General features: G+C 44.1%; 17 protein-coding genes and 2 tRNA genes. 4 read left to right on the plus strand and 15 right to left on the minus strand.

All coding sequences use genetic code 11. The features are described 5' to 3' along the window. Positions 1-20 precede the first annotated feature (20 nt). The 9 genes from nusA to rlmE all read right to left on the minus strand — a co-directional run bounded on the left by nusA (position 21) and on the right by rlmE (position 8,067). Positions 21-1,508: a transcription termination factor NusA gene (nusA, locus tag IHV80_RS13070; protein WP_065103003.1), complete on the minus strand. Its 1,488-nt coding sequence runs from the start codon at positions 1,506-1,508 to the stop codon at positions 21-23. Between the two features lie 35 nt (positions 1,509-1,543). Further along, the gene (rimP, locus tag IHV80_RS13075) at positions 1,544-1,999 is read right to left on the minus strand and encodes a ribosome maturation factor RimP (protein WP_004734501.1); all 456 of its coding nucleotides are present in this window, start codon (positions 1,997-1,999) and stop codon (positions 1,544-1,546) included. Positions 2,000-2,234: 235 nt separating this feature from the next. After that, positions 2,235-2,311, minus strand: a tRNA-Met gene (locus IHV80_RS13080). Between the two features lie 53 nt (positions 2,312-2,364). Then, positions 2,365-2,449 (minus strand) — tRNA-Leu (locus IHV80_RS13085). A gap of 16 nt (positions 2,450-2,465) precedes the next feature. Next, the gene (secG, locus tag IHV80_RS13090) at positions 2,466-2,798 is read right to left on the minus strand and encodes a preprotein translocase subunit SecG (protein WP_192889329.1); all 333 of its coding nucleotides are present in this window, start codon (positions 2,796-2,798) and stop codon (positions 2,466-2,468) included. A 278-nt stretch (positions 2,799-3,076) separates the two neighbouring features. Then, a complete protein-coding gene (gene glmM, locus IHV80_RS13095) occupies positions 3,077-4,417 on the minus strand; it encodes a phosphoglucosamine mutase (RefSeq protein WP_017108756.1) in 1,341 nt (446 codons plus the stop codon). A 22-nt stretch (positions 4,418-4,439) separates the two neighbouring features. Further along, the gene (gene folP, locus IHV80_RS13100) at positions 4,440-5,270 is read right to left on the minus strand and encodes a dihydropteroate synthase (RefSeq protein ID WP_192889330.1); all 831 of its coding nucleotides are present in this window, start codon (positions 5,268-5,270) and stop codon (positions 4,440-4,442) included. A gap of 89 nt (positions 5,271-5,359) precedes the next feature. After that, positions 5,360-7,330: an ATP-dependent zinc metalloprotease FtsH gene (gene ftsH, locus IHV80_RS13105; RefSeq protein WP_192889331.1), complete on the minus strand. Its 1,971-nt coding sequence runs from the start codon at positions 7,328-7,330 to the stop codon at positions 5,360-5,362. 107 nt (positions 7,331-7,437) lie between these two features. Beyond that, positions 7,438-8,067, minus strand: a complete 630-nt coding sequence (gene rlmE, locus IHV80_RS13110; protein WP_017106934.1) for a 23S rRNA (uridine(2552)-2'-O)-methyltransferase RlmE — start codon at positions 8,065-8,067, stop codon at positions 7,438-7,440. A 114-nt stretch (positions 8,068-8,181) separates the two neighbouring features. Here rlmE and yhbY point away from each other — a divergent pair, with 114 nt between their 5' ends. Further along, entirely contained in the window at positions 8,182-8,478 is a 297-nt protein-coding gene (yhbY, locus tag IHV80_RS13115) for a ribosome assembly RNA-binding protein YhbY (protein WP_004738252.1), read from the plus strand. A gap of 125 nt (positions 8,479-8,603) precedes the next feature. Here the strand turns inward: yhbY and greA are convergent, their stop codons facing one another. Next, positions 8,604-9,077 (minus strand): transcription elongation factor GreA, encoded by a 474-nt coding sequence (gene greA, locus IHV80_RS13120; protein WP_017079993.1) that lies wholly within the window; start codon positions 9,075-9,077, stop codon positions 8,604-8,606. A 515-nt stretch (positions 9,078-9,592) separates the two neighbouring features. Here greA and IHV80_RS13125 point away from each other — a divergent pair. Both IHV80_RS13125 and dacB read left to right on the plus strand, forming a co-directional pair. After that, the gene (locus IHV80_RS13125; protein ID WP_192889332.1) at positions 9,593-10,585 is read left to right on the plus strand and encodes a porin; all 993 of its coding nucleotides are present in this window, start codon (positions 9,593-9,595) and stop codon (positions 10,583-10,585) included. Between the two features lie 259 nt (positions 10,586-10,844). Then, a complete protein-coding gene (gene dacB, locus IHV80_RS13130) occupies positions 10,845-12,263 on the plus strand; it encodes a serine-type D-Ala-D-Ala carboxypeptidase (RefSeq protein ID WP_192889333.1) in 1,419 nt (472 codons plus the stop codon). Positions 12,264-12,400: 137 nt separating this feature from the next. Here dacB and IHV80_RS13135 read toward each other — a convergent pair whose 3' ends face one another. Together IHV80_RS13135 and tyrS are read right to left on the minus strand one after the other, a co-directional pair. Continuing rightward, complete coding sequence (locus tag IHV80_RS13135; protein ID WP_016768990.1) at positions 12,401-13,246, minus strand: magnesium transporter; 846 nt, start codon at positions 13,244-13,246, stop codon at positions 12,401-12,403. A 424-nt stretch (positions 13,247-13,670) separates the two neighbouring features. Beyond that, positions 13,671-14,858, minus strand: coding sequence for a tyrosine--tRNA ligase (tyrS, locus tag IHV80_RS13140; RefSeq protein WP_017059402.1), 1,188 nt, complete (start codon positions 14,856-14,858; stop codon positions 13,671-13,673). Positions 14,859-14,987: 129 nt separating this feature from the next. Between tyrS and IHV80_RS13145 the strand changes: the two genes are divergently transcribed. Continuing rightward, positions 14,988-16,277, plus strand: a complete 1,290-nt coding sequence (locus IHV80_RS13145; protein ID WP_192889334.1) for a peptidoglycan DD-metalloendopeptidase family protein — start codon at positions 14,988-14,990, stop codon at positions 16,275-16,277. Between the two features lie 107 nt (positions 16,278-16,384). On the opposite strand, the gene IHV80_RS13150 is transcribed toward IHV80_RS13145, so the two are convergent. The 3 genes from IHV80_RS13150 to erpA all read right to left on the minus strand — a co-directional run bounded on the left by IHV80_RS13150 (position 16,385) and on the right by erpA (position 21,312). Further along, positions 16,385-19,492 carry an efflux RND transporter permease subunit gene (locus IHV80_RS13150; protein WP_192889335.1) on the minus strand — a complete coding sequence of 1,036 codons (3,108 nt, stop codon included), beginning with the start codon at positions 19,490-19,492 and terminating at the stop codon, positions 16,385-16,387. A 10-nt stretch (positions 19,493-19,502) separates the two neighbouring features. Next, a complete protein-coding gene (locus tag IHV80_RS13155; RefSeq protein WP_192889336.1) occupies positions 19,503-20,627 on the minus strand; it encodes an efflux RND transporter periplasmic adaptor subunit in 1,125 nt (374 codons plus the stop codon). 343 nt (positions 20,628-20,970) lie between these two features. Beyond that, positions 20,971-21,312 (minus strand): iron-sulfur cluster insertion protein ErpA, encoded by a 342-nt coding sequence (gene erpA / locus IHV80_RS13160; RefSeq protein ID WP_004734539.1) that lies wholly within the window; start codon positions 21,310-21,312, stop codon positions 20,971-20,973. Between the last annotated feature and the right edge of the window lie 35 nt (positions 21,313-21,347).

Below are 21,347 nucleotides of genomic sequence, written 5' to 3' on the forward strand. Positions count from 1 at the left end.
CGCTCTCTCTCCTTGCTGAATTATTCTTCGTCGCCGAACCAACAGATGTTACGCGCAGCCATAATCAGCTCGCCCGCACGCTCTGCAGTTAGGTCTTCGATGCCTTCTAGTTCATCAACGCCTTGGTCAGCTAGGTCTTCCAATGTAGCAACGCCTTTTGCAGCTAGCTTGTAAGCCATTTCACGCTCAAGACCTTCAAGTGCAAGTAGGTCTTCAGCAGGCTCAACACCATCGAAAGTTTCTTCTTTCGCTAGCGCTAGAGTAGTCAGTGCGTCTTTTGCGCGGTTACGTAGTTCTTCGACGATACCTTCGTCTAGACCGTCCACTTCAAGAAGCTCGTTTACAGGAACGTATGCTACTTCTTCAAGCGTCGAGAAACCTTCTTCAACAAGCATTTGAGCAAAGTCTTCTTCGATGTCTAGGTGCTTCATGAAGTTTTCAATTGAAGCAACGGCTTCTTCTTGGTGCTTCTTCTGAAGATCTTCAACAGTCATTACGTTCAGTTCCCAACCAGTTAGTTGAGATGCTAGACGTACGTTTTGACCGCTACGACCGATAGCTTGCGCTAGGTTGTCAGCTTCAACCGCGATGTCCATTGAATGTGTATCTTCATCAACGATGATAGAAGCCACATCAGCAGGAGCCATTGCGTTGATTACGAATTGTGCCGGGTTATCGTCCCAAAGCACGATATCGATACGCTCACCGCCAAGGTCGTTAGAAACAGCTTGTACACGTGCACCACGCATACCAACACACGCACCAACAGGGTCAATACGTTTGTCGTTTGTTTTAACAGCGATTTTAGCACGAGAACCAGCGTCACGTGCAGCACCTTTAAGTTCAATTAGCTCTTCGCCAATTTCAGGCACTTCAACACGGAATAGTTCAGCTAGCATTTCAGGCTTAGAGCGAGTAATGAACAACTGGAAGCCGCGAGCTTCTGGCTTAACTGCGTATAGAAGACCACGAACACGGTCACCTGGACGGAAGTTTTCACGAGGAAGCTGGTCATCACGAAGGATTACCGCTTCAGCGTTGCTACCTAGGTCTAGGATAATAGTGTCACGGTTTACTTTCTTAACAACACCAGTAACTAGCTCACCTTCGTTATCGATAAACTGCTCAACGATTTGAGCACGTTCAGCTTCACGTACTTTCTGTACGATAACTTGCTTAGCCGTTTGAGTCGTAATACGGTCAAACGTTACTGATTCGATGTCATCTTCAATGAAACCGCCAAGTTCGATCTCTGGGTCATCGTACTTCGCAGCTTCAATAGAGATTTCTTTTGTTGGGAATTCAACTTCCTCAACAGCTTCCCAACGGCGGAAAGTTTCGAAATTACCCGTTTTACGGTCAATTTCAACACGAACTTCGATTTCTAGTTCGCTTTTCTTTTTTGTTGCCGTTGCAAGCGCGATTTCAAGCGCTTCAAAAATACGCTCACGAGGAACTGCTTTCTCATTAGAAACAGCTTCTACTACCGCCAAAATTTCTTTGTTCATTAATCTAGCCTCTTAAGCTCATCTCTCTAGGAGAACTAAAATTTAGGGATCAGGTTAGCTTTCGCAATATTGCTCAGGACGAATTCTTCTTCTTGTCCTTCAACCAATACTTTTACTGTCTCGCCTTCAATAGATTGGATATCACCTTTCCATTTACGACGGTTGCCGACAGCCATTTTCAAAACGATGCTTACCTCGTGACCAATAAATTGTTGGTAATGCTCTGCTTTGAACAGTGGTCTCTCTAAACCTGGTGAAGAAACTTCAAGGTTATAAGCCACTGAAATTGGATCTTCAACGTCCATTACGGCACTTACTTGGTGACTAACCTCAGAGCAATCGTCTACATTGATACCATTTGGTGAATCGATGTAAATACGTAGCGTTGAGTGCTCACCAGCACGAATAAATTCTAATCCAACTAACTCATAACCTGATGCTGCTACTGGAGCGTCAAGCATTTCAGTAAGTTGTCTTTCTAAACCAGTCATTTAACCACTCCAGAAACAAAAAAAGGGCTCAAAGCCCAATTTAAATTCCAAGCAAACATTATCTAAATTGCATTTACAAATGCTTAGATAACAAAAAACCCCGTATAAGCCGGGGTTTTTGTTGCTGGACCCTTATATGTTAAGTGCCATCATATTTGATATTACACTTAACTCACAGTGAGGTTCACACTGTGCAAACTTGCTACCAATACATGCTATATAATAGCATTAAAATTGGTTGCGGGAGCCGGATTTGAACCGACGACCTTCGGGTTATGAGCCCGACGAGCTACCAAACTGCTCCATCCCGCGTCCGACTTGTGAGCATTATACGCCCAACAAGATGTTTTACAAGTTTGTAAACATGGTGCCGAGAGAGGGACTCGAACCCTCACACCCTAAGGCACTAGCACCTCATGCTAGCGTGTCTACCAATTTCACCATCTCGGCATCAAATTTTTGCAGATTATTGTGGAATCTCGTCGCCTTGCGCCGGAACTTCACTCACTGCCTCTTCAGCTTGCTGAATTACCTGACCTTCAGTCGGGTTAATCCATTGTGACTCAGTTTTATGTGTAGACATATTACCAAGCACTAAGCTAAGGATAAAAAATGTAGTTGCAAAAATTGCAGTCATTCGGGTAAGGAAATTTCCTGAGCCACCAGCACCAAACACAGTGTTTGAAGCGCCAGCACCGAATGAGGCTCCCATATCTGCGCCTTTACCTTGTTGAATCAACACTAGGCCAATTACACCAAGCGCTGCCAACAGGTAAATCACAAGTAGAACTGTAAACATTTTTCCACCTATGTTCCTAATTGTTGAGCCAGCGCCGTTCAAAAAATCATTTTCAAGAACAAGGCTAGCGACCTCCTAACTGAAGGCCGAGCAATACTAGCGAATGCGACGATGACTGACAAGGGGAATTTGCTAAAAAATAAGCCTTTAACAAGCGAGTGGTTAAAAAAAGGGCAAAAGCGACATAAAACTCGTTTATGTCGCTTTTCATCAAGGCATAAGTTAAACAGACTTAATCACAGGCATGATGATGCATGCCACAACGATAAACTATTTAATTAGCAATTCGCTTTTACAGCATCAGCAATCTTAAGTGCAGATTTCTGAACAAGATCAGCATCTTCACCTTCAACCATCACTCGCAATAGAGGCTCTGTGCCTGACTTACGCAGCAATACGCGGCCTTTTTCGCCCAGCTCAGCTTCTACTTCAACAACTGCGGCTTTAACCGCCTCTGCTTCTAATGGGTTTGAGTCGCCGCTGAAACGAACATTTTCTAGAACCTGAGGGTATAACGTCATACCTTGAGAAAGTTCATTCAGTGTCATTTCACTATCAACGACTGAAGCCAACACTTGCAGCGCTGCAACGATGGCATCACCGGTCGTTACTTTATCCAATAGAATCACATGGCCAGAGTTTTCTGCACCGATCTTCCAGCCTTTAGCAAGAAGCTGCTCCATTACATAACGGTCACCTACAGCAGCACGTACAAATGGAATACCTAATTGCTTAAGTCCATTTTCCATACCAAGGTTCGTCATCAATGTACCGACAACACCGCCTTTTAGTTCACCACGACGTAGCGCATCACGAGCAATGATGTAAGCGATTTGGTCACCATCAACTTTGTTGCCTAGCTCATCAACCATGATGATGCGGTCACCGTCGCCATCAAAACCAAGGCCTAAAGCTGCTTTTTCTTCAACCACTTTAGCTTGCAGAGCACGCACATCCGTCGCACCCACTTCATGGTTAATGTTGGTACCATTTGGCTCAACACCCATTGCAATGACTTCAGCACCCAACTCTTTAAACACAGCTGGCGCGATGTGGTAAGTTGCACCGTGAGCGCAATCAACCACAATTTTCATTCCCGCTAATGTCATTTTGTGTGGGAATGTACTTTTACAAAATTCAATATAACGGCCTGCTGCATCATTTAAACGTACCGCTTTACCTAGTACTGAAGACTCCACGCACTCGATATCTTTGTCTAGTTCGGCTTCGATTGCCAACTCAATTTCATCCGACAATTTAGTTCCTTCAGAAGAGAAGAACTTAATGCCGTTATCGTAATATGGGTTGTGCGATGCAGAAATAACAATCCCCGCCTCAGCACGGAAAGTTTGTGTTAGGTAAGCAACAGCCGGTGTCGGCATTGGCCCCGTAAACGTAGCCTGAAGGCCTGCAGCAGCTAAGCCAGCTTCTAAAGCAGACTCAAGCATGTAACCAGAAATACGAGTATCTTTACCGATAATCACTTTCTTTGTGCCCTGCTTTGCTAAAACACGACCCGCAGCCCAGCCAAGCTTCAAAACAAAATCAGGCGTAATTGGGTACTGACCCACTTTGCCACGTACGCCATCTGTGCCGAAGTAACGTCTTTTATCAGACATATTGATTTTCCTTAATTATTATTTAGTGATTGTTGTTCATCACTTCAATTATCTTCATCGCTTCCAATGTATCTTCTACATCGTGAACGCGAATAATTTGAGCACCTTTCATCGCCGCAATGGTCGCGCAAGTAACACTTCCTACCATGCAATCTGCTGGGGCTTTATCTAGCAGTTTAAAGATCATCGATTTTCTCGAGATACCCGCTAAGATTGGCAAGCCAAGCGTATGAAATTTTTCAAGGTGCGCTAATAGGTGGTAATTATGCTCTATCGTTTTACCAAAACCAAAGCCAGGATCGAGAACAAGTTGCTCTTTAGGTATGCCGACAACCTCACAAGCCTCAACCCTTTCTTTTAAAAAGTCTTCGACATCCGTGAAAACATCGTCATAGCTAGGGTTAGCTTGCATGGTTCTTGGCTGGCCTTTCATGTGCATCAAACAAACTGGAACTTGAGCTTGAGCAGCAGCTTCTAAAGCGCCCGGCTCTTGCAGAGCTCGCACATCATTGATCAAGTCAGCTCCCGCTTCAACGGCTTGACGCATCACTTCCGCTTTGCTGGTATCAATAGAAATCCACACATCAAAATTGGCTCGAATCGCTTTAATTGCAGGGATAACCCTTGATAGTTCATCCTCCAATGTAACTTCAGGCGCTCCCGGACGGGTAGATTCACCACCGATATCAATAATACTGACACCTGCTTTGATCATGCGTTCAGCTTGCTGCAATGCTTTCTCTAATGAATTGAATTGACCACCATCAGAAAATGAGTCGGGAGTTACATTGAGGATACCCATCACATGAGGACGGTCTAAAAGGAGTGTTTTGCTGTTTGCTTGTAATATCATAGAAGGCTGGTCTTAAAAGGTTAAAACACTTTGCGCTATAAACAGAAAAACCCTGAGCGTACTCAGGGTTTTAATTAATAGCTTAGCGATTAAGAGTCTTTGTTTTGAGCATCATCTGATTCAGACTTAGCTTCTTCAACTTTTGACTCTTCAGCTTTTGGTTCGGCTTTAGCTTCAGATTTCTCCTCAGCTTCAGGCTTAGCTTCTTCCTTTGCAGGTTCTGCTTTTGCCTGGTCACCCCAACCAGCAGGCTCACGAATATCAGTCTTACGTTCCATGAGGTCATCAATCTGACCCGCATCGATCGTTTCGTACTTCATAAGCGCATCTTTCATCGAGTGCATCAAATCCATATTATCTTCTAGGATTTGCTTAGCTCGAGCGTAGTTGCGGTCGATAAGAATGCGAATTTCTTCATCGATAAGTCGAGTTGTATCGTCAGAAACATGCTTCGCTTGACTCATGCCGCGACCTAGGAAAACTTCGCCTTCTTCTTCAGCATAAAGAAGAGGACCCAGCTTCTCAGAGAAGCCCCATTGCGTAACCATCTTACGAGCAATATCTGTTGCACGTTCGATATCGTTAGACGCACCAGTCGAAACCTTCTCTTTACCGTAGATAAGCTCTTCAGCAAGACGACCACCGTACAAGCTAGAAATCATTGACTCTAGATGTTGGCGAGACATGCTTACGCGATCTTGTTCTGGTAGATACATCGTCACACCAAGTGCACGACCACGAGGGATGATTGATACTTTGTACACTGGATCGTGTTCAGGTACCAAACGACCGACAATCGCGTGACCCGCTTCATGGTAAGCCGTTGACTCTTTCACTTCTTCAGACATAACCATTGAACGGCGCTCTGCACCCATCATGATCTTATCTTTCGCAAGTTCAAACTCAACCATAGATACATTGCGTTTGTTTCCGCGAGCAGCAAATAGAGCCGCTTCGTTAACAAGGTTCGCAAGATCTGCACCAGAGAAGCCTGGAGTACCACGAGCAATCAGAGATGGTTCAACATCGCCTGACAGTGGAACTTTACGCATGTGTACTTTAAGAATCTGTTCACGACCACGTACATCAGGTAGACCAACCACAACTTGACGGTCAAAACGACCTGGACGAAGTAGTGCTGGGTCTAGTACGTCTGGACGGTTAGTCGCAGCGATAACAATAATACCTTCGTTACCCTCGAAACCATCCATCTCAACCAGCATTTGGTTCAGTGTTTGCTCACGTTCATCGTGACCACCACCAACACCAGCGCCACGTTGACGACCTACTGCATCGATTTCATCGATAAAGATGATACATGGTGCGGCTTTCTTCGCTTGTTCGAACATGTCACGCACACGAGATGCACCAACACCAACGAACATTTCTACGAAGTCAGAACCAGATATAGTAAAGAACGGTACTTTCGCTTCACCCGCAATTGCTTTTGCAAGCAATGTCTTACCAGTGCCAGGAGGACCAACCAACAGAATACCTGTAGGGATCTTACCGCCTAGCTTTTGGAAACGACTTGGGTCACGAAGGTAGTCAACAAGTTCTTTAACGTCTTCTTTTGCTTCGTCACAACCTGCAACATCAGCAAACATCGTTTTAATTTGTTCTTCGCTCATCATTCGAGCTTTGCTCTTACCAAACGACATTGCGCCTTTACCGCCGCCGCCGCCTTGCATTTGACGCATGAAGAAAATCCACACACCAATCAGTAAGATCATTGGGAACCAAGAGATGAAGATAGTGCCAAGCAGGCTCTGCTCTTCAGGTGGTGTGCCCTGAACTTTCACGTTTTGGTTAATTAAGTCATCAAGTAGCTTCTGATCATAAACAGGCATGTAAGTTACATACTTAGCACCACCACCACGACGGGTGAAAGATATTTCACTGTTATTGAACTGTGCGTCTTGAATCTGGCCTTGGCCAACTTCCTGTACAAACGTGGTGTAATCAACTGCTCTGCCATTACTTTCACCAGGGCCGAAGCTCTGGAATACAGACATAAGCACTACAGCGATAACTAGCCACAGAATTAAATTTTTTGCCATGTCACTCAAGGTGTCAGCCTCTCGATAACTAATTGTAATTAAAGGTAGGGTACTACAGTTTGTAACCTGTAGCTATATTGTTAACGGTTCAAAATCGAACAGAATCGTTAACCTTTGTAACCAGTGGCTACGATAAACACTTCACGAGAACGAGCTCGAGAAGAGTCGGGTTTTCTGACCTTAACCGTTTTAAACATCTCACGGACATCTTTAACGTATTGGTCAAACCCTTCGCCTTGGAATACTTTAACAACAAAACTACCATTGGTAGCTAGAACTTGTCGACACATATCCAAAGCTAATTCAACCAAATACATAGCTCTTGGTTGGTCTACTGAGTTATTTCCCGCAATGTTAGGTGCCATGTCAGACATAACCACATCAACCATATTAGGTTGAATACGATCTAACAACGCTTCCAATACTGCTTCTTCGCGGAAATCACCTTGTAAAAAGCTCACCCCAGCGATTGGATCCATAGGTAACAAGTCACACGCAATGATTTGTCCACTGTCACCAATAATCTTAGCAGCATATTGAGACCAACCGCCAGGAGCTGCACCCAAATCCACAACGGTCATCGCAGGAGACAACAATTTATCTTTCGCTTGAATCTCTTCCATTTTGAAATAAGCACGTGAACGATAGCCTTTCTTTCTCGCCTCATTTGCGTACTTGTCGTCGAAGTGTTCCTTCAACCAACGGCCTGAACTGGCCGAGTGTTTCTGTTTACTCATTGGATACCTAAATTGGAGGAAAGTACTAATTGCTGAATAAATTATAGTCTTCAGCATTAGATGGCGTTAAAATAGGTTTTTTCAACCCTAATACTAAAGAAAATTGGCCGCGTAATGAACCTAAGTACCAAACAAAAGCAGCATCTAAAGGGCCTAGCTCACAGTTTAAAACCTGTAGTGCTAATGGGCGCAAATGGACTTACTGAAGCTGTTCTAGCGGAAATCGAATTAGCTCTAGACCACCACGAACTGATCAAGATTAAAGTAGCATCAGAAGACCGTGAGACTAAGCAACTAATTATCGATGCAATTGTACGTGAAACTAAAGCTGAGAAAGTACAAACTATCGGTAAAGTTCTTGTACTGTTCCGTCAGTCTGAAGCACGTAAAATCGAGATTCCACGCAAATAAGTTAGTTTGACATCAAACTAGCTCCGCAATCAGAAAGCCACAGAGCTTATCTTTTAGTGTAGCGTGAGAAACGAAAAAGGTCGCATTTGCGACCTTTTTACTTATTAGAACCAAAGTAAATTCAACTAGATGTATTCTACTTTGTCGATTTCGAAATCTTTATCGCCGCCAGGTGTAGAGATAATAACCTCATCACCTTCCATCTTACCAATAAGACCACGAGCGATCGGTGATTTCACCGAAATGCGGCCAGTTTTGATTTCAGCTTCATCTTCAGAAACGATTTGGTAACGGAACTCTTCATCAGTATCTACGTCAATCAAAGTAACCGTAGTACCAAAGATAACCTTACCTGTGTTATCCATTTGAGTTACGTCGATGATCTGAGCTAGCGATAGCTTGTATTCGATATCTCGAATTTGAGCTTCACAGATACCCTGCTCTTCACGAGCTGCATGATATTCAGCGTTCTCTTTCAAGTCACCTAGTTCACGAGCTTCACCAATAGCTGCTGAAATAATAGGACGTAGCTTAAGTAGGCGATCTAATTCGTCACGTAGCTTCTGAGCGCCACGTACTGTCATTGGAACCTTTTCCATTTTTTACCTCTATGCCAAAGCTTTCTTTGGCCAACATAAATCCACCCAACATACTTATTGGGTGATAGAAACAAAACGATTTGGCTTAGTGTAAACAAACTTGATGGCTAAATCACCTTTATTCCACTTTGTATTATAAAAGCTTTATCTAGGTCTAAATTACAGACATCACAAAAATGAATATTAACTACCCCATCAATAAGCTAGCAAATAAATACCTAAAAAAAACAAAAACAAACCAAATAAACGCAGATCACACTTTTATAAAAATTACATAAAAACAACAAGTTAAATAACAGTAAATATAATAAAACAGTGTTCACTATTTTTATTGATATCATTTTACTAGCTGACTATGGAACTTTAGGGGTAAAAAGTACCTCATGAATTGCTCTGGCAAGTTTCACGCTTTTGTTCTAAGCATGATTATGAAGCTTGATTAATACGAGCAATACACAAAAAGGATTTAAATCCTTGATAAATACCTTTATGGACAGTAATTAGGAATTAATAACATGAATAACAAGACTCTGATCGCTCTAGCAGTAGCGGCAACAGTATCAGCTGGCGCAAATGCAGCTAACGTATACAGCCAAGATGGTACAGAACTAAACGTTGGTGGTCGCGCGGAATTCCGTGGTGACTTCATTGGTAACGGTGGTGAAGAAGTTGAAGGCACAATGGCAAATAATAGCCGTTTCCGTCTTAACGTTGGTGGTACTACAGAAATCAACGAATCACTAAGCGGCTTTGGTTTCTACGAAGCAGAACAAACAGTAAATTCTTCTAGCGACAATGACGCTAATGATACTTTCAAACAGCGTTACATGTTTGCAGGTCTTCAAGGTGAGTTCGGTGCCGTTTCTTTCGGCCGCCAAGATACAGCAGCAGTACAAATCTCTCAAATGTCTGATGTAACGACATTTACTGGTGCTCAAAAAGAATTCATCAGCGCTGGTAACGAGCAAATCAACAACACTATCCTTTACACTGGCGAATTTGACGCTCTAACAGTGAAAGCAAGTTTAGTTGCTGGTGAGAAAAAAGATACTGACTCTTACGGCGTATCTGCAATCTACACTCTTCCTATGGGTCTAGGCTTCGGTCTTGGTTACTCAGCAGGTGACAATGGCGAGAACCTAGGTTCTGGCGACGCGATCATCGCTGGTGTAAACTACACACTTGATTCTCTATACCTAGCTGGTACATACACTACTGGTGAAGCAGACGATAAATTAAACTCTGACTTCAACGGTATGGAATTCGCAGCAACTTATGGCTTTGGTAACGGCTTTACTCTAATGGGTGCTTACCAAAAAACTGAAGTAGATAACCTACTAGGTCAATCTAGCGATCAAAGTGATTTCTTCGAAATTACTGGTGACTATGCATTCAACAACAACATGAATGCTTACGTTGCATACATGCTAAACAACATGGATGAGAGCACTAATGGCGCTAAAGACGCAGAAGATACTCTACGTCTAGGTCTAAAATACTCTTTCTAATCTGTTAACAAGCACTTTGTTTGTTATATGAAATCAAAGGTCTAGCTAACGCTAGACCTTTTTTATGTTTACTCCCTCAACTCCTAACACACCTCTAAAACTTCGTACTCTGCATTGATTATTTAACCCACGATTTTTAAAACCTATAATCAAAAACAGCTCTACCTTTGCATTGAAACTTAGCTCACATACGTGACCTTTGAGTCATAGTGAGATAACGTAGCAATGGTTTTGAAACGATTCACCTATTGGAACAAATATGTTCAAGTTTTATCTTCTTACTGCGTCCCTACTATCTTGCCCTGTATTTGCTTACACTCCTCTAGATAAACTACCAGATGGCAGCAGCACAAGTATCATTTTGGAATCACTGAGTGGCGATTCAAATGAAATGAATACCGACACTGATGGCTTTTATCCACCCGCCAGCACTTTAAAACTCGTTACGGCTTTGGCGGCTAAATTGGAACTGGGGGATGACTTTCACTACACGACCAGCATAGCTCGTTCTAATGAAGACGTTGTGATCTCATTCAGCGGTGACCCAACGCTACAACGAGAACACCTAAAAGGCCTTTTATCTCAATACGCTAAATCACAATCTAAAACCATCAAAGGTAACTTATACCTCGATAACTCGGCTTATACAGGCTATCAGCGAGCGGTTGGTTGGCCTTGGGACATTCTAGGCGTTTGTTACAGCGCGCCTTCTAGCGCGATGACTTTAGACAGCAACTGCGCACAAGCCTCTATTTATACAAAAGATAACGGCAGTACTCGGGTCTATATTCCAGCTCACTACCCGATAGACGTGACAACCACCGCTGCCACCGTAACTCGCTCTGGGCAGAAAGCCACACAATGCGACTTAGAGCTCATTACCACTCCAGACAACGCTTACAAGCTCTCTGGTTGCTTAGTTGAGCGTAAGAAACCACTACCGCTCAAGTTTGCGATTCAAAATCCAGATCTTTATACCTACCAAGTCGTGACCTCGCTTCTTAAAGAGCTGAAAATCCAAGTTAATGGCGATGTGATTGTTGGTAAAAAAGCTAAAGCAAACAAAACTACGTTAGTCGCGAGTCACCATTCTGAAAAGCTTCCTGAACTGCTCGATACCATGCTAAAGAAATCAGACAATCTGATAGCAGACAACCTAACCAAAACGCTGGGTGCAACGTTTTATGTCCAGCCTGGTAGTTTCAATAACGGTACTGAAGCGATAAAGCAGATACTGCTGACTAAGGCCAACATTAACCTCAGTAAAGCGCAGCTAGTCGATGGTTCAGGGCTATCTAGAAATAACCGCATGACCTCGCAAACCATGGCTCAGGTTCTGCGTTATATCTGGGAAAACGATCAACAGCTCAACCTGATTGGGGCTATGCCTACATCTGGCACTGATGGAACGCTCAAATACCGTCAAAGCATGAGAAAAGCACCGATCCAAGGCAACATTGTTGCAAAGAGCGGATCTTTATATGGCAGTTACAACATGGCGGGATACGGATTAGATAAAGCGGGGAATCCAAACTCTCTGTTTGTGCAGTTTGTCCGTGACTACTTCCCAGAAGAACAAGATCCAGACAAGCCAATAGAAGCACCAATTACCCAGTTTGAACGTATTTTCTACGCAGATGTAGTTGAATTCAGTCAAATACAGAGTAAATCTCAATAGCGGCTTACTTGTAAAAGGCTGTTAATTAAACAATAAAAAATGGCGCTGAAGATCGTATGATCTTCAGCGCCATTTTTCTTTCTAAGATGTTTTTCTTCGGAAGTGCTTTTTGTTTCCAAAGTATTTATTTGAAGGCGTTAAGCGATACCTAAGAATGAATTCACTACCGTGAAGTAGATCCACATCCCTGAAATATCGACTATCGAAGCTAAGACAGGGCTCACCAGCACCGCAGGATCTAACTTGAATAACCGCGCAACAATCGGCAATCCAGCGCCAAGCACGGTTGATATTGTCACTTGAATAAACAGAGCGACAGCAATCGCGTAAGCAATCATATTAATGTCGTAACCACCCGTTGATTGGTTGTCACTGAACAGTAAGATGCGGCCTATCATCACCAAGGCAATCGCAAGCGCCAAGCAGATAGCAACTCTAAACTCCTTCCACAGAACGTTCGCCCACTGGCGTTTCTTCAGCTCCCCTGTGGCTAAAGCCCTAATGACCAGAGTTGCAGCTTGTGTTCCTGTATTGCCACCTGCAGCAGCGATTACCGGCATATAGATCGCCAGAAGCACTAGCTGGCTAAGAATGTCTTCATACTGAGCAATGATAAGCCCTGAGACAATTCCCAGCAGTGCTAACGCAATAATCCAACCGATACGCTGCCTAACATGGCTAAGCACTCCAGTTGAAAGGTAACCTTGTTGAGGTTCAACCTCTGAATAGATCAGCCCTAGTTGGTGAGCTAGATGTCGAGAGCGCTTCTCAAAGCCCTGCTCTTCTAACTCACTAAGTAAAGTCTGAATCGTACTAAGAGAGCATTGCCCGAGTACTAACACCGCATCTTCAAGTGGCATGCGGTTCAAAAGGTTAATTTGTTGCTCACGTCCGTACTGTTGAAAGGCATTAGATACAGCTTGGATGTCTTTCTCTGAGTACAGAGCTTCAATAGATAAAAAAGTGTTGTTCATTACCGTCATGGCGAATCTCCCGATTGGCAAAGGTAACGACCATCAAAACAAATAGCTTATAGCGAGTACACCCAGAGCATATAACTCGTGTATCAAGAGCGTATAGCCCGTATATCAGGAGCGTATAGCTAAGCGCACCAAGAACTTAAAGCGCTAATGGATCTACTTGTTAGAATCTAGTGTGTGGAAAAGAATGAGGGGGAAAACAAAGATACCCTACCTGAACGGCAGGACAATAGATCAATACCGAGACAGGTTACTCTTCTCCATTCAAACTAGGAGGATGGTCGGTATTGTTCATAAAAATCTCCAGAATTACTGTCAATATGACAGCGCGCATAGTGTAGCAATGCACGTTCAAAAACTTCGTCAACTTTGTGTCAATAAAAAAGGCATCCGTGGATGCCTTTTGTTCAATTATTGATGCGCGTTATTACTTAATAGTAATACGAGCAAACTTACGTTTACCTACTTGGTAAACTGCAGTACCAGCTTCAGGTACGAATTTGCTGTCTTCAATCTTCTCGCCTTCAAGCTTAGCCGCGCCTTGCTTGATCATACGCATCGCATCAGAAGTAGAGTTTACAAGACCTGCTTCTTTTAGAACGTTCGCAATAGGTAGGCCAGCTTCGAATTCGAATTCAGGCATTTCATCTGGCACTTGGTTCTTAGCAAAACGGTTAACGAACTCTTGCTCGGCTGCTTCAGCATCGGCTTCACTGTGGAAACGAGCAATGATCTCTTTAGCCAGTAGAACTTTAACGTCACGCGGGTTCTTACCTGCATCAACGCCAGCTTTCAGCTCCGCAACTTCTTCAAGAGGACGGAAAGACAGTAGCTCGTAGTAGCTCCACATTAGATCGTCAGAGATAGACATGATCTTACCAAACATCTCGCTTGGTGCTTCACTAATACCGATGTAGTTATGCGCAGACTTAGACATCTTCTTAACGCCGTCTAGACCAACAAGCAGTGGCATCATTAGTACCGCTTGTGGTTTTTGACCAGCTGCTTTTTGCAATTCACGCCCCATTAGAAGGTTAAACTTCTGGTCAGTACCGCCAAGCTCAACATCGCTCTCTAGTGCAACAGAGTCGTGACCTTGAAGAAGTGGGTACATGAATTCGTGGATTGCGATCGGTTGACCACCAGCGTAACGCTTTTTAAAGTCATCACGCTCAAGCATACGAGCAACAGTTTGGTTAGAAGCAAGACGAATCATGCCTTCTGCACCAAGCTCAGATAACCACTCAGAGTTGAAACGAATTTGCGTTTTCGCAGGATCTAGAATCTTGAATACTTGCTCTTTGTAAGTCTCAGCATTCTTCAATACGTCTTCACGGCTTAGCGGTGGACGCGTTGAGTTCTTACCTGATGGGTCACCAACCATTGCAGTGAAATCACCAATAAGGAATGTCACTTCATGACCAAGCTCTTGGAAAGCACGAAGCTTGTTAAAGATAACCGTATGGCCTAGGTGGATATCTGGAGCAGTTGGATCGGCACCCAGCTTAATGCGTAAAGGACGACCTTCTTTTAATTTAGCAATCAGTTCGTCTTCTGGAATCAGTTCTTCTACGCCACGTTTGATCTCGGCTAGTGCAGCTTCAATACTCGCCATTCTTGTTCACTCCCACAGATTTGGCAAAAATATAATAATTAGACATCTTACTTGAATAGCGATGTATTTTGAAACCAGTTACACTATTCCGTCGTCGATTTTCATAATATTTACAGAACGAACCGGAACATGTTGTCTATTTTTGCACGCCTTCCTATTTTGCACCGGGCTTTTATCGCATTTTTTAGTGCCATAATTTTCGTCGCGATTTTCTTACTCCCCGACGTCAACAGTTTGCGTGACGATTCGGGCGCTTTAGTTGTGGGAAAACATTACCCACTGACTATCAATGCATCTGCGCTTATTGGCTCAAGTGATGCACCGCCGACGGCTGTGCTTAATTGGGAGAAATACACCGTTCGTTCTGGCGAAAGCACCTCTGTTTTATTTGAACGTATTGGCCTCTCATACCGCTTGCTGATCACGCTACTCAATACCAATAACGATATTAAGAAGCAGCTGTCTAACCTAAGACCTGGTGATGTATTGCAATTCGGTTTTGATGAAAACAACGACCTTATTCAGTTAAAACGACAACTTAGTGCGTTTGAAAGCTTCAAGATCACTAAGTCTGGTGATTCGTTTACCTCTAGTATCGACAAGAAAGAAGTTGCCTATCAATACAATTACGCTGAAGCCAACATCACGTCTAACTTCTGGAATGCCGGGGTAAGCGCAGGCCTAACTGCAAACCAAATAATGGAACTGGCAGGTATATTCGGTTGGGATATCGACTTTGCGTTGGATATTCGTAAGAATGACAGTTTCAAAATCTTGTACCAAGAGAAAGTGGTCGAAGGCGAAGTGATTGGTCGCGGAAAGATTATGGCGGCTGTGTTTAAAAACCAAGGTGATTCATTTACCGCGGTATTGGATGACAAGAGCGGCAACTACTTCGATGAGAATGGACGTGCGATGAAGAAAGCCTTCCTACGCTCGCCAATTGATTTCCGTCGTGTGACATCGAACTTTAACCCACGCAGAAAACACCCAGTGACAGGTAAGGTTCGAGCTCACCGAGGCACCGACTACGCAGCCCCTGTTGGCACACCTATCTGGGCGGCAGGTGATGGTATTGTACAGAAGTCAGGGTATAACCAATTCAATGGTAACTACGTGTTCATTCGACACAGCAACACCTACATCACCAAGTATCTGCACATGAAGCGACGTATGGTGAAAACGGGGCAGCGCGTAAAACAAGGTCAAACCATTGGTACTTTGGGTGGTACAGGTCGTGTTACTGGCCCGCACCTACACTATGAATTCTTGGTCAATGGCGTACATAAAAATGCGCGTACCGTGAAATTGCCACAATCGAAGTCGTTAACCGGTAAAGCAAAAGCAACCTTCATTGCTAACTCTGAGATTCGACTTAATAACCTTGAACGATATGGTCAGCTACTAGCGACCAATTAGGTTAAGAACCATATAAATCAACGGAAAGAGCGCCCACTAAGGCGCTCTTTTTTATTTCATAGAATCCGTTGCTGTGATTAAGCGTGATTGCTTCAATCACGCTTACCTTAACTACTAATGTTTTGGCTATCCTCAGTTTTTTTATCTCGCCCTAGCATCAGTAAGCAAGGCGTCAGCACCAAGGTTAGTACCGTCGCAAATGCCAAACCTCCAGCAATTGCAGTAGCTAGCTGTGACCACCATTGCGTACTCGGCGCACCAAACTCTATCTTTTGATTAATCAAGTCGATGTTCATCTCTAACACCATCGGCATCAAGCCTAAAATGGTGGTGACAGTTGTCAGCATTACCGGCCTTAAACGCTGAACACCAGTTCTTAGAATCGCATCTCGCTTATCCAAGCCTCTTTTAATTAGCTGGTTATAGGTATCGATCAGCACGATATTGTTGTTCACCACAATCCCAGCCAATGCAATCACCCCAATACCGGACATCACAATGCCAAACGGACGTTGGAAGATAAGCAAGCCAACAAACACACCAACCGTTGAAAACAACACCGCACTAAGAATCAAAAATGCCTGATAGAAGCTATTGAACTGAGTAATCAGAATCAAGGCCATGACCGCAAGAGCAACCATGAATGCACTTTGTAAGAAGGCTGAAGAGTTTTCTTGTTCTTCATTCTGACCACGGATACGGAACTCAACGCTACTCGGAAGCCCCAACTCACTCAGCGACTGTTCGATCTTTGGCAGTTCGAGAGCAAGGTTATAGCCCTCTTCCATATCCGCCATGATGTTCACGACTCGCTTACCATCGAGACGCTTAATCGTGTCTTGTTTATGATCAGGGACTATCTGTGCAAAATTGGTAATCGGCACTAAGCCAGCAGGTGTTTTGACTCTCAACTGGTCAAAGCGCCCGATATCTCTCTTGTCATTTGGATAACGCACCAAGATGTCGACCTCTTCTGATGAATCATCAGGCAGGTAATCACCGATCTTTAATCCATTAGTCACAAATTGAACGGTATTACCAACTAAAGTCGCGTCAGCTGCAAAACGGGCGGCATCGTCTCGGCGAATATCCACCTTCCAATCGATGCCGTCTTTGCTTGCAGTGTCGCTGATATTGGTCAGCGCTTGATTACCATCCGCCCAACTTCTTACAATCTTAGCCGCCTGATTGAGCTGTTCCGGTGTTTTAGCCGAAAGCTCAATCACTAAGTCATTTTCAACCGGAGGCCCTGCGTCTGGAAACTTATATTCGATCTCAACACCAGCGTATTGATCGGTTTGCACTTTTAACTCATCAATGATCGCCTTAACACTGCGACGGTATTGCCAATCCACAGGGGTGATCGATATCAAACCAATTTGGTCGTCACCACCAGTACGAGTGTAAACGGTATCGAACTCGTCATGATTCAACATCATCTGTTCAATATCACGCATGATGACATCTTTCTCTTGGATAGAAAGATCACCATGGGAGCGAACTTTGACGTTAAAGAATGGCGGATCAACTTCTGGGAAGAACTCTGCACCTAGACCGGCTTTGGAATACGTAAAACCAACCGCAACCGCGAGTAATATCGCACTGAAGAGAATCTTAAATGGGTGTTTAATCGCAATCGAAAGCGTGTGGTAATACGCCTTGGTTAAGCCAGTCGCCTGTGAGAAATCACCATTGTGCAATGCCACCATTCGCGCTTGGCTTTGAGGTGATACGTATTGAGGCTTGCCTATCAAACCGCCTAATACTGGCACAAACAACAGCGCCATAATCAATGACGCGGTTAAGGTCGCAATCAACGTTAATGGCAAAAACTTCATAAACTCGCCCGTCACATCCGGCCAAAACAGTAACGGAGCAAATGCCGCCAACGTTGTTGCAGTAGATGCTGTTATCGGCCATGCCATACGCTTAGCTGCATCTCGATAAGCCGCTTTACGCCCTTCGCCTTCTTGCATTCGCCTGTCGGCAAACTCGGTAACTACAATCGCTCCATCAACCAACATCCCAACCGCCATAATCAATGAGAAAAGCACCACGATATTCACGGTTAAACCAAACACAGACAGCACCAATAACCCAGTGAGGAATGACCCAGGAATTGAAATTCCGACCAATAATGCGGTTCGGACACCAAGAATGGCGATGATAACGATCACCACTAAAATGATGGCGGATAAGATATTGTTTTGCAGATCGTTGAGCATAATCTTCACATCTTTAGATTCATCCCAGGTGTATTTAACCAATAGGTTATTTGGCCATTCAGCTTGCTGCTGAGCACCTTTCATTACCGCCTTGACGAGCTCAACGGTTTCAATGATGTTTTCACCCGCTCGCTTCTTGATATCCAAGACAACCGCAGATTTACCATCTAAACGGGCAAAGCTTTCAGGGTCTCGAAACGCTCGACGAACCGTGGCCACATCACCAAAGGTCACGATCTGCTTACCATCCACTTTAATTGGTAGCTCAAGCACGTCTTTTAGAGAGTTAAACACCGAAGGAACTTTGACCGAGAAACGCCCATACCCGGTATCAACAAAACCGGCCGCAACCACTCGGTTATTCAAAGCGATCAAGTTGTAAATATCCGCTTGATCTAGGCTGTAGCTCTCCATCAACAGAGGATCAACAATGATTTCAACGATGTCATCGCGATCGCCTGCAATATCGACCTCTAAAATTTGGCGATAGCTTTCTAGTTTATCTCCAAGATCTCGGGCAATTTGCACTATGGTGCGCTCAGGAAGAGTGCCAAACAGAACCACTGACAACACAGGTTGCTCAGACGCGAGTGTCACCTCATTCACAGTCGGCTCGTCACTGTCTTCTGGTAGTTTAGGTTTAGCAAGATCAACAGCATCACGCACATCCGCCATCGCTTTAGTTAGGTCGACACCAACGTTAAACTCCAACACAACAGAGGCATGCCCTTCTGCTGCGGTTGCTGTCATCTCTTTTACGCCTTCAATCGACCTAAGCTCTTGCTCGATAGGGCGTACCAATAAACGCTCCGCATCGGTTGGCGAGATCCCTTGGTGCCCGACTGAAACGTAGATAATTGGAATGGTGATGTCTGGGCTCGATTCCTTAGGTATCGTGATATAAGTAACGACACCGGCGACAAGAATTAACGCTAAAAGGGAGAGCATTGTTCGAGCACGAGACAAGGCTGCATCAATAATTGAATACATCAGTTATCTCCTACTCTGCGGTTACGTTAGAGAGTTCAGCGCCTTGCTCAACAGCAATCACCGAGTCACCATCACGAACAAAGCCTTGCCCCACCGTGATGATATCGACACGCTGACCTAACCCCGTAAGCCACACTCCATCTTGCTCAGCTTTCACCAGTTGAATGCCGACAAATTTCACGATTGGTGAGTCATCAATTGAAACCAAAGTTTTAACCCCAAGATTACCGGCCTCATCTAGTGCCAACATGGCAGGTGTCACTTTGATTGCATCTCTGGTTTCTAGATTTAGGGTTACTTCAGCACTAACACCGGCAGGTAACAGACCATCAGAGTTATCGATTTCAATCTCAATTGGGAAGGTATTGGTTGAGGCAGAAGAGATTCGAGAAACATAACGCAGACGACCTTCCGCTTCTTCTCTCTCTAACAGGCGAACCAAAGCGGATTGATTGACTAACAAATGCTGGATATGACGCTCACTGACATCCGCCTCAATAACCAAAGGATCGAGGTCAATCACGCCAGCGACAGGATCGCCAACACCAACGAAATCACCGAGCTCCACCATCAAATCTTGAACCACGCCAGAGAAAGGTGAGGTAATCACTGTGTTCTTTAGAGCCAATTCCGCATTGCGCTTCATGGCCTTTGCTTCCGTTAGTGAAGCCTCTGCAGTGGTATAGGCAATTTCCCCTTGAAGCCCTCTCTTCTTCAAAGACTGCGCAGCTTTAAATTCTTTCTGTTTCAAACGATATAACGCCGATGCTCGCTCCAACTGGATCTCTAAATCGCCTTTATCAATCTGAGCAATGGCTTGTCCTGCTTTAACCAAATCGCCTTTAACAACATTCAGCCGGACGATTTTTCCCGCAACTTCCGCTCCCAATCGAGCATGTCTATCGGGCGCCGTTCGTCCATAGAGGTCAATCGTTTTGAAGGTGGGTGATGAACTGAATGTTTGAAAGGAAACCTTAGCCAATGGAATTTCTGTCGCTTTCTTCTCTGGCGACTCTTCCGCTTGTCCCACTCCTAAGCCAAGCCAGATAGACAACAACATCACTAAAATCAGCGAAACCAGCCACGGCTGCTTAAGTTTCTGAAAAAGTGGCGAGTTAGGAAATAGAGTGGGCATAACAAATCCTTTTGTCCGATGTAATTAAAGCGCGCTAATTGGCTTAACACGGTTATGTGCAACTTCCATATGCACAGAGATAACCTTAACAGACCAAAACCAAACGAAGTTGGACATTATCGACAGTTTAAAAAATATGCCGTGTACTAAAAATGAAGGGAATATGTTGAAAAATAATAGGTTAAATATCGAGGTAAATTCTGATTTCGATGAAAAAGCCTCACGGTCGACCGTGAGGCTTAACTTACTGCGGCTTTTTGGGGAGTCTATAAACACAAAAACGCCGAACATAGGTTCGGCGTTTGCAGTATTTCTAATGTAGCCTCAGCTTCTTCAGTTCAAGCTATACGCTGAATGAAGCACCACAGCCACATGTTGTTGTCGCGTTCGGGTTATTTACAAAGAAACGTGCGCCTTCTAGGCCTTCAGTGTAATCAACCATGCCGCCCATTAAGTACTGTAGGCTCATCGGGTCAACAACCAGCGTTACACCGCTGTTTACAATGGTAGTGTCGCCATCATTTACTTTTTCATCAAATGTGAAGCCGTATTGGAAACCACTACAACCACCACCTGTAATGTATACGCGTAGTTTTAGTTCTGGATTTTCTTCTTCAGCAATTAGCGTCTGTACGCGGGTAGCTGCTGCATCAGAAAAAGACAATGGGATATTTACTTCGCTCACGACAACCTCTCTTACCTGTGTCAAAAACAACATGA

This window comes from Vibrio bathopelagicus (genome assembly GCF_014879975.1).
Taxonomy (GTDB): Bacteria; Pseudomonadota; Gammaproteobacteria; order Enterobacterales; family Vibrionaceae; genus Vibrio; species Vibrio bathopelagicus.

Excerpts from the sequence above, each read along its gene's own strand:
- IHV80_RS13155 (WP_192889336.1), bottom strand. The coding sequence starts at position 20,627 with ATGCCCACTCTATTTCCTAACTCGCCACTTTTTCAGAAACTTAAGCAG.
- IHV80_RS13150 (WP_192889335.1), bottom strand. The coding sequence starts at position 19,492 with ATGTATTCAATTATTGATGCAGCCTTGTCTCGTGCTCGAACAATGCTC.
- IHV80_RS13145 (WP_192889334.1), top strand. The coding sequence starts at position 14,988 with ATGTTGTCTATTTTTGCACGCCTTCCTATTTTGCACCGGGCTTTTATC.
- folP (WP_192889330.1), bottom strand. The coding sequence starts at position 5,270 with ATGATATTACAAGCAAACAGCAAAACACTCCTTTTAGACCGTCCTCAT.
- tyrS (WP_017059402.1), bottom strand. The coding sequence starts at position 14,858 with ATGGCGAGTATTGAAGCTGCACTAGCCGAGATCAAACGTGGCGTAGAA.
- nusA (WP_065103003.1), bottom strand. The coding sequence starts at position 1,508 with ATGAACAAAGAAATTTTGGCGGTAGTAGAAGCTGTTTCTAATGAGAAA.
- ftsH (WP_192889331.1), bottom strand. The coding sequence starts at position 7,330 with ATGGCAAAAAATTTAATTCTGTGGCTAGTTATCGCTGTAGTGCTTATG.
- rimP (WP_004734501.1), bottom strand. The coding sequence starts at position 1,999 with ATGACTGGTTTAGAAAGACAACTTACTGAAATGCTTGACGCTCCAGTA.
- yhbY (WP_004738252.1), top strand. The coding sequence starts at position 8,182 with ATGAACCTAAGTACCAAACAAAAGCAGCATCTAAAGGGCCTAGCTCAC.
- dacB (WP_192889333.1), top strand. The coding sequence starts at position 10,845 with ATGTTCAAGTTTTATCTTCTTACTGCGTCCCTACTATCTTGCCCTGTA.
- IHV80_RS13125 (WP_192889332.1), top strand. The coding sequence starts at position 9,593 with ATGAATAACAAGACTCTGATCGCTCTAGCAGTAGCGGCAACAGTATCA.
- secG (WP_192889329.1), bottom strand. The coding sequence starts at position 2,798 with ATGTTTACAGTTCTACTTGTGATTTACCTGTTGGCAGCGCTTGGTGTA.
- rlmE (WP_017106934.1), bottom strand. The coding sequence starts at position 8,067 with ATGAGTAAACAGAAACACTCGGCCAGTTCAGGCCGTTGGTTGAAGGAA.
- greA (WP_017079993.1), bottom strand. The coding sequence starts at position 9,077 with ATGGAAAAGGTTCCAATGACAGTACGTGGCGCTCAGAAGCTACGTGAC.
- IHV80_RS13135 (WP_016768990.1), bottom strand. The coding sequence starts at position 13,246 with ATGACGGTAATGAACAACACTTTTTTATCTATTGAAGCTCTGTACTCA.
- glmM (WP_017108756.1), bottom strand. The coding sequence starts at position 4,417 with ATGTCTGATAAAAGACGTTACTTCGGCACAGATGGCGTACGTGGCAAA.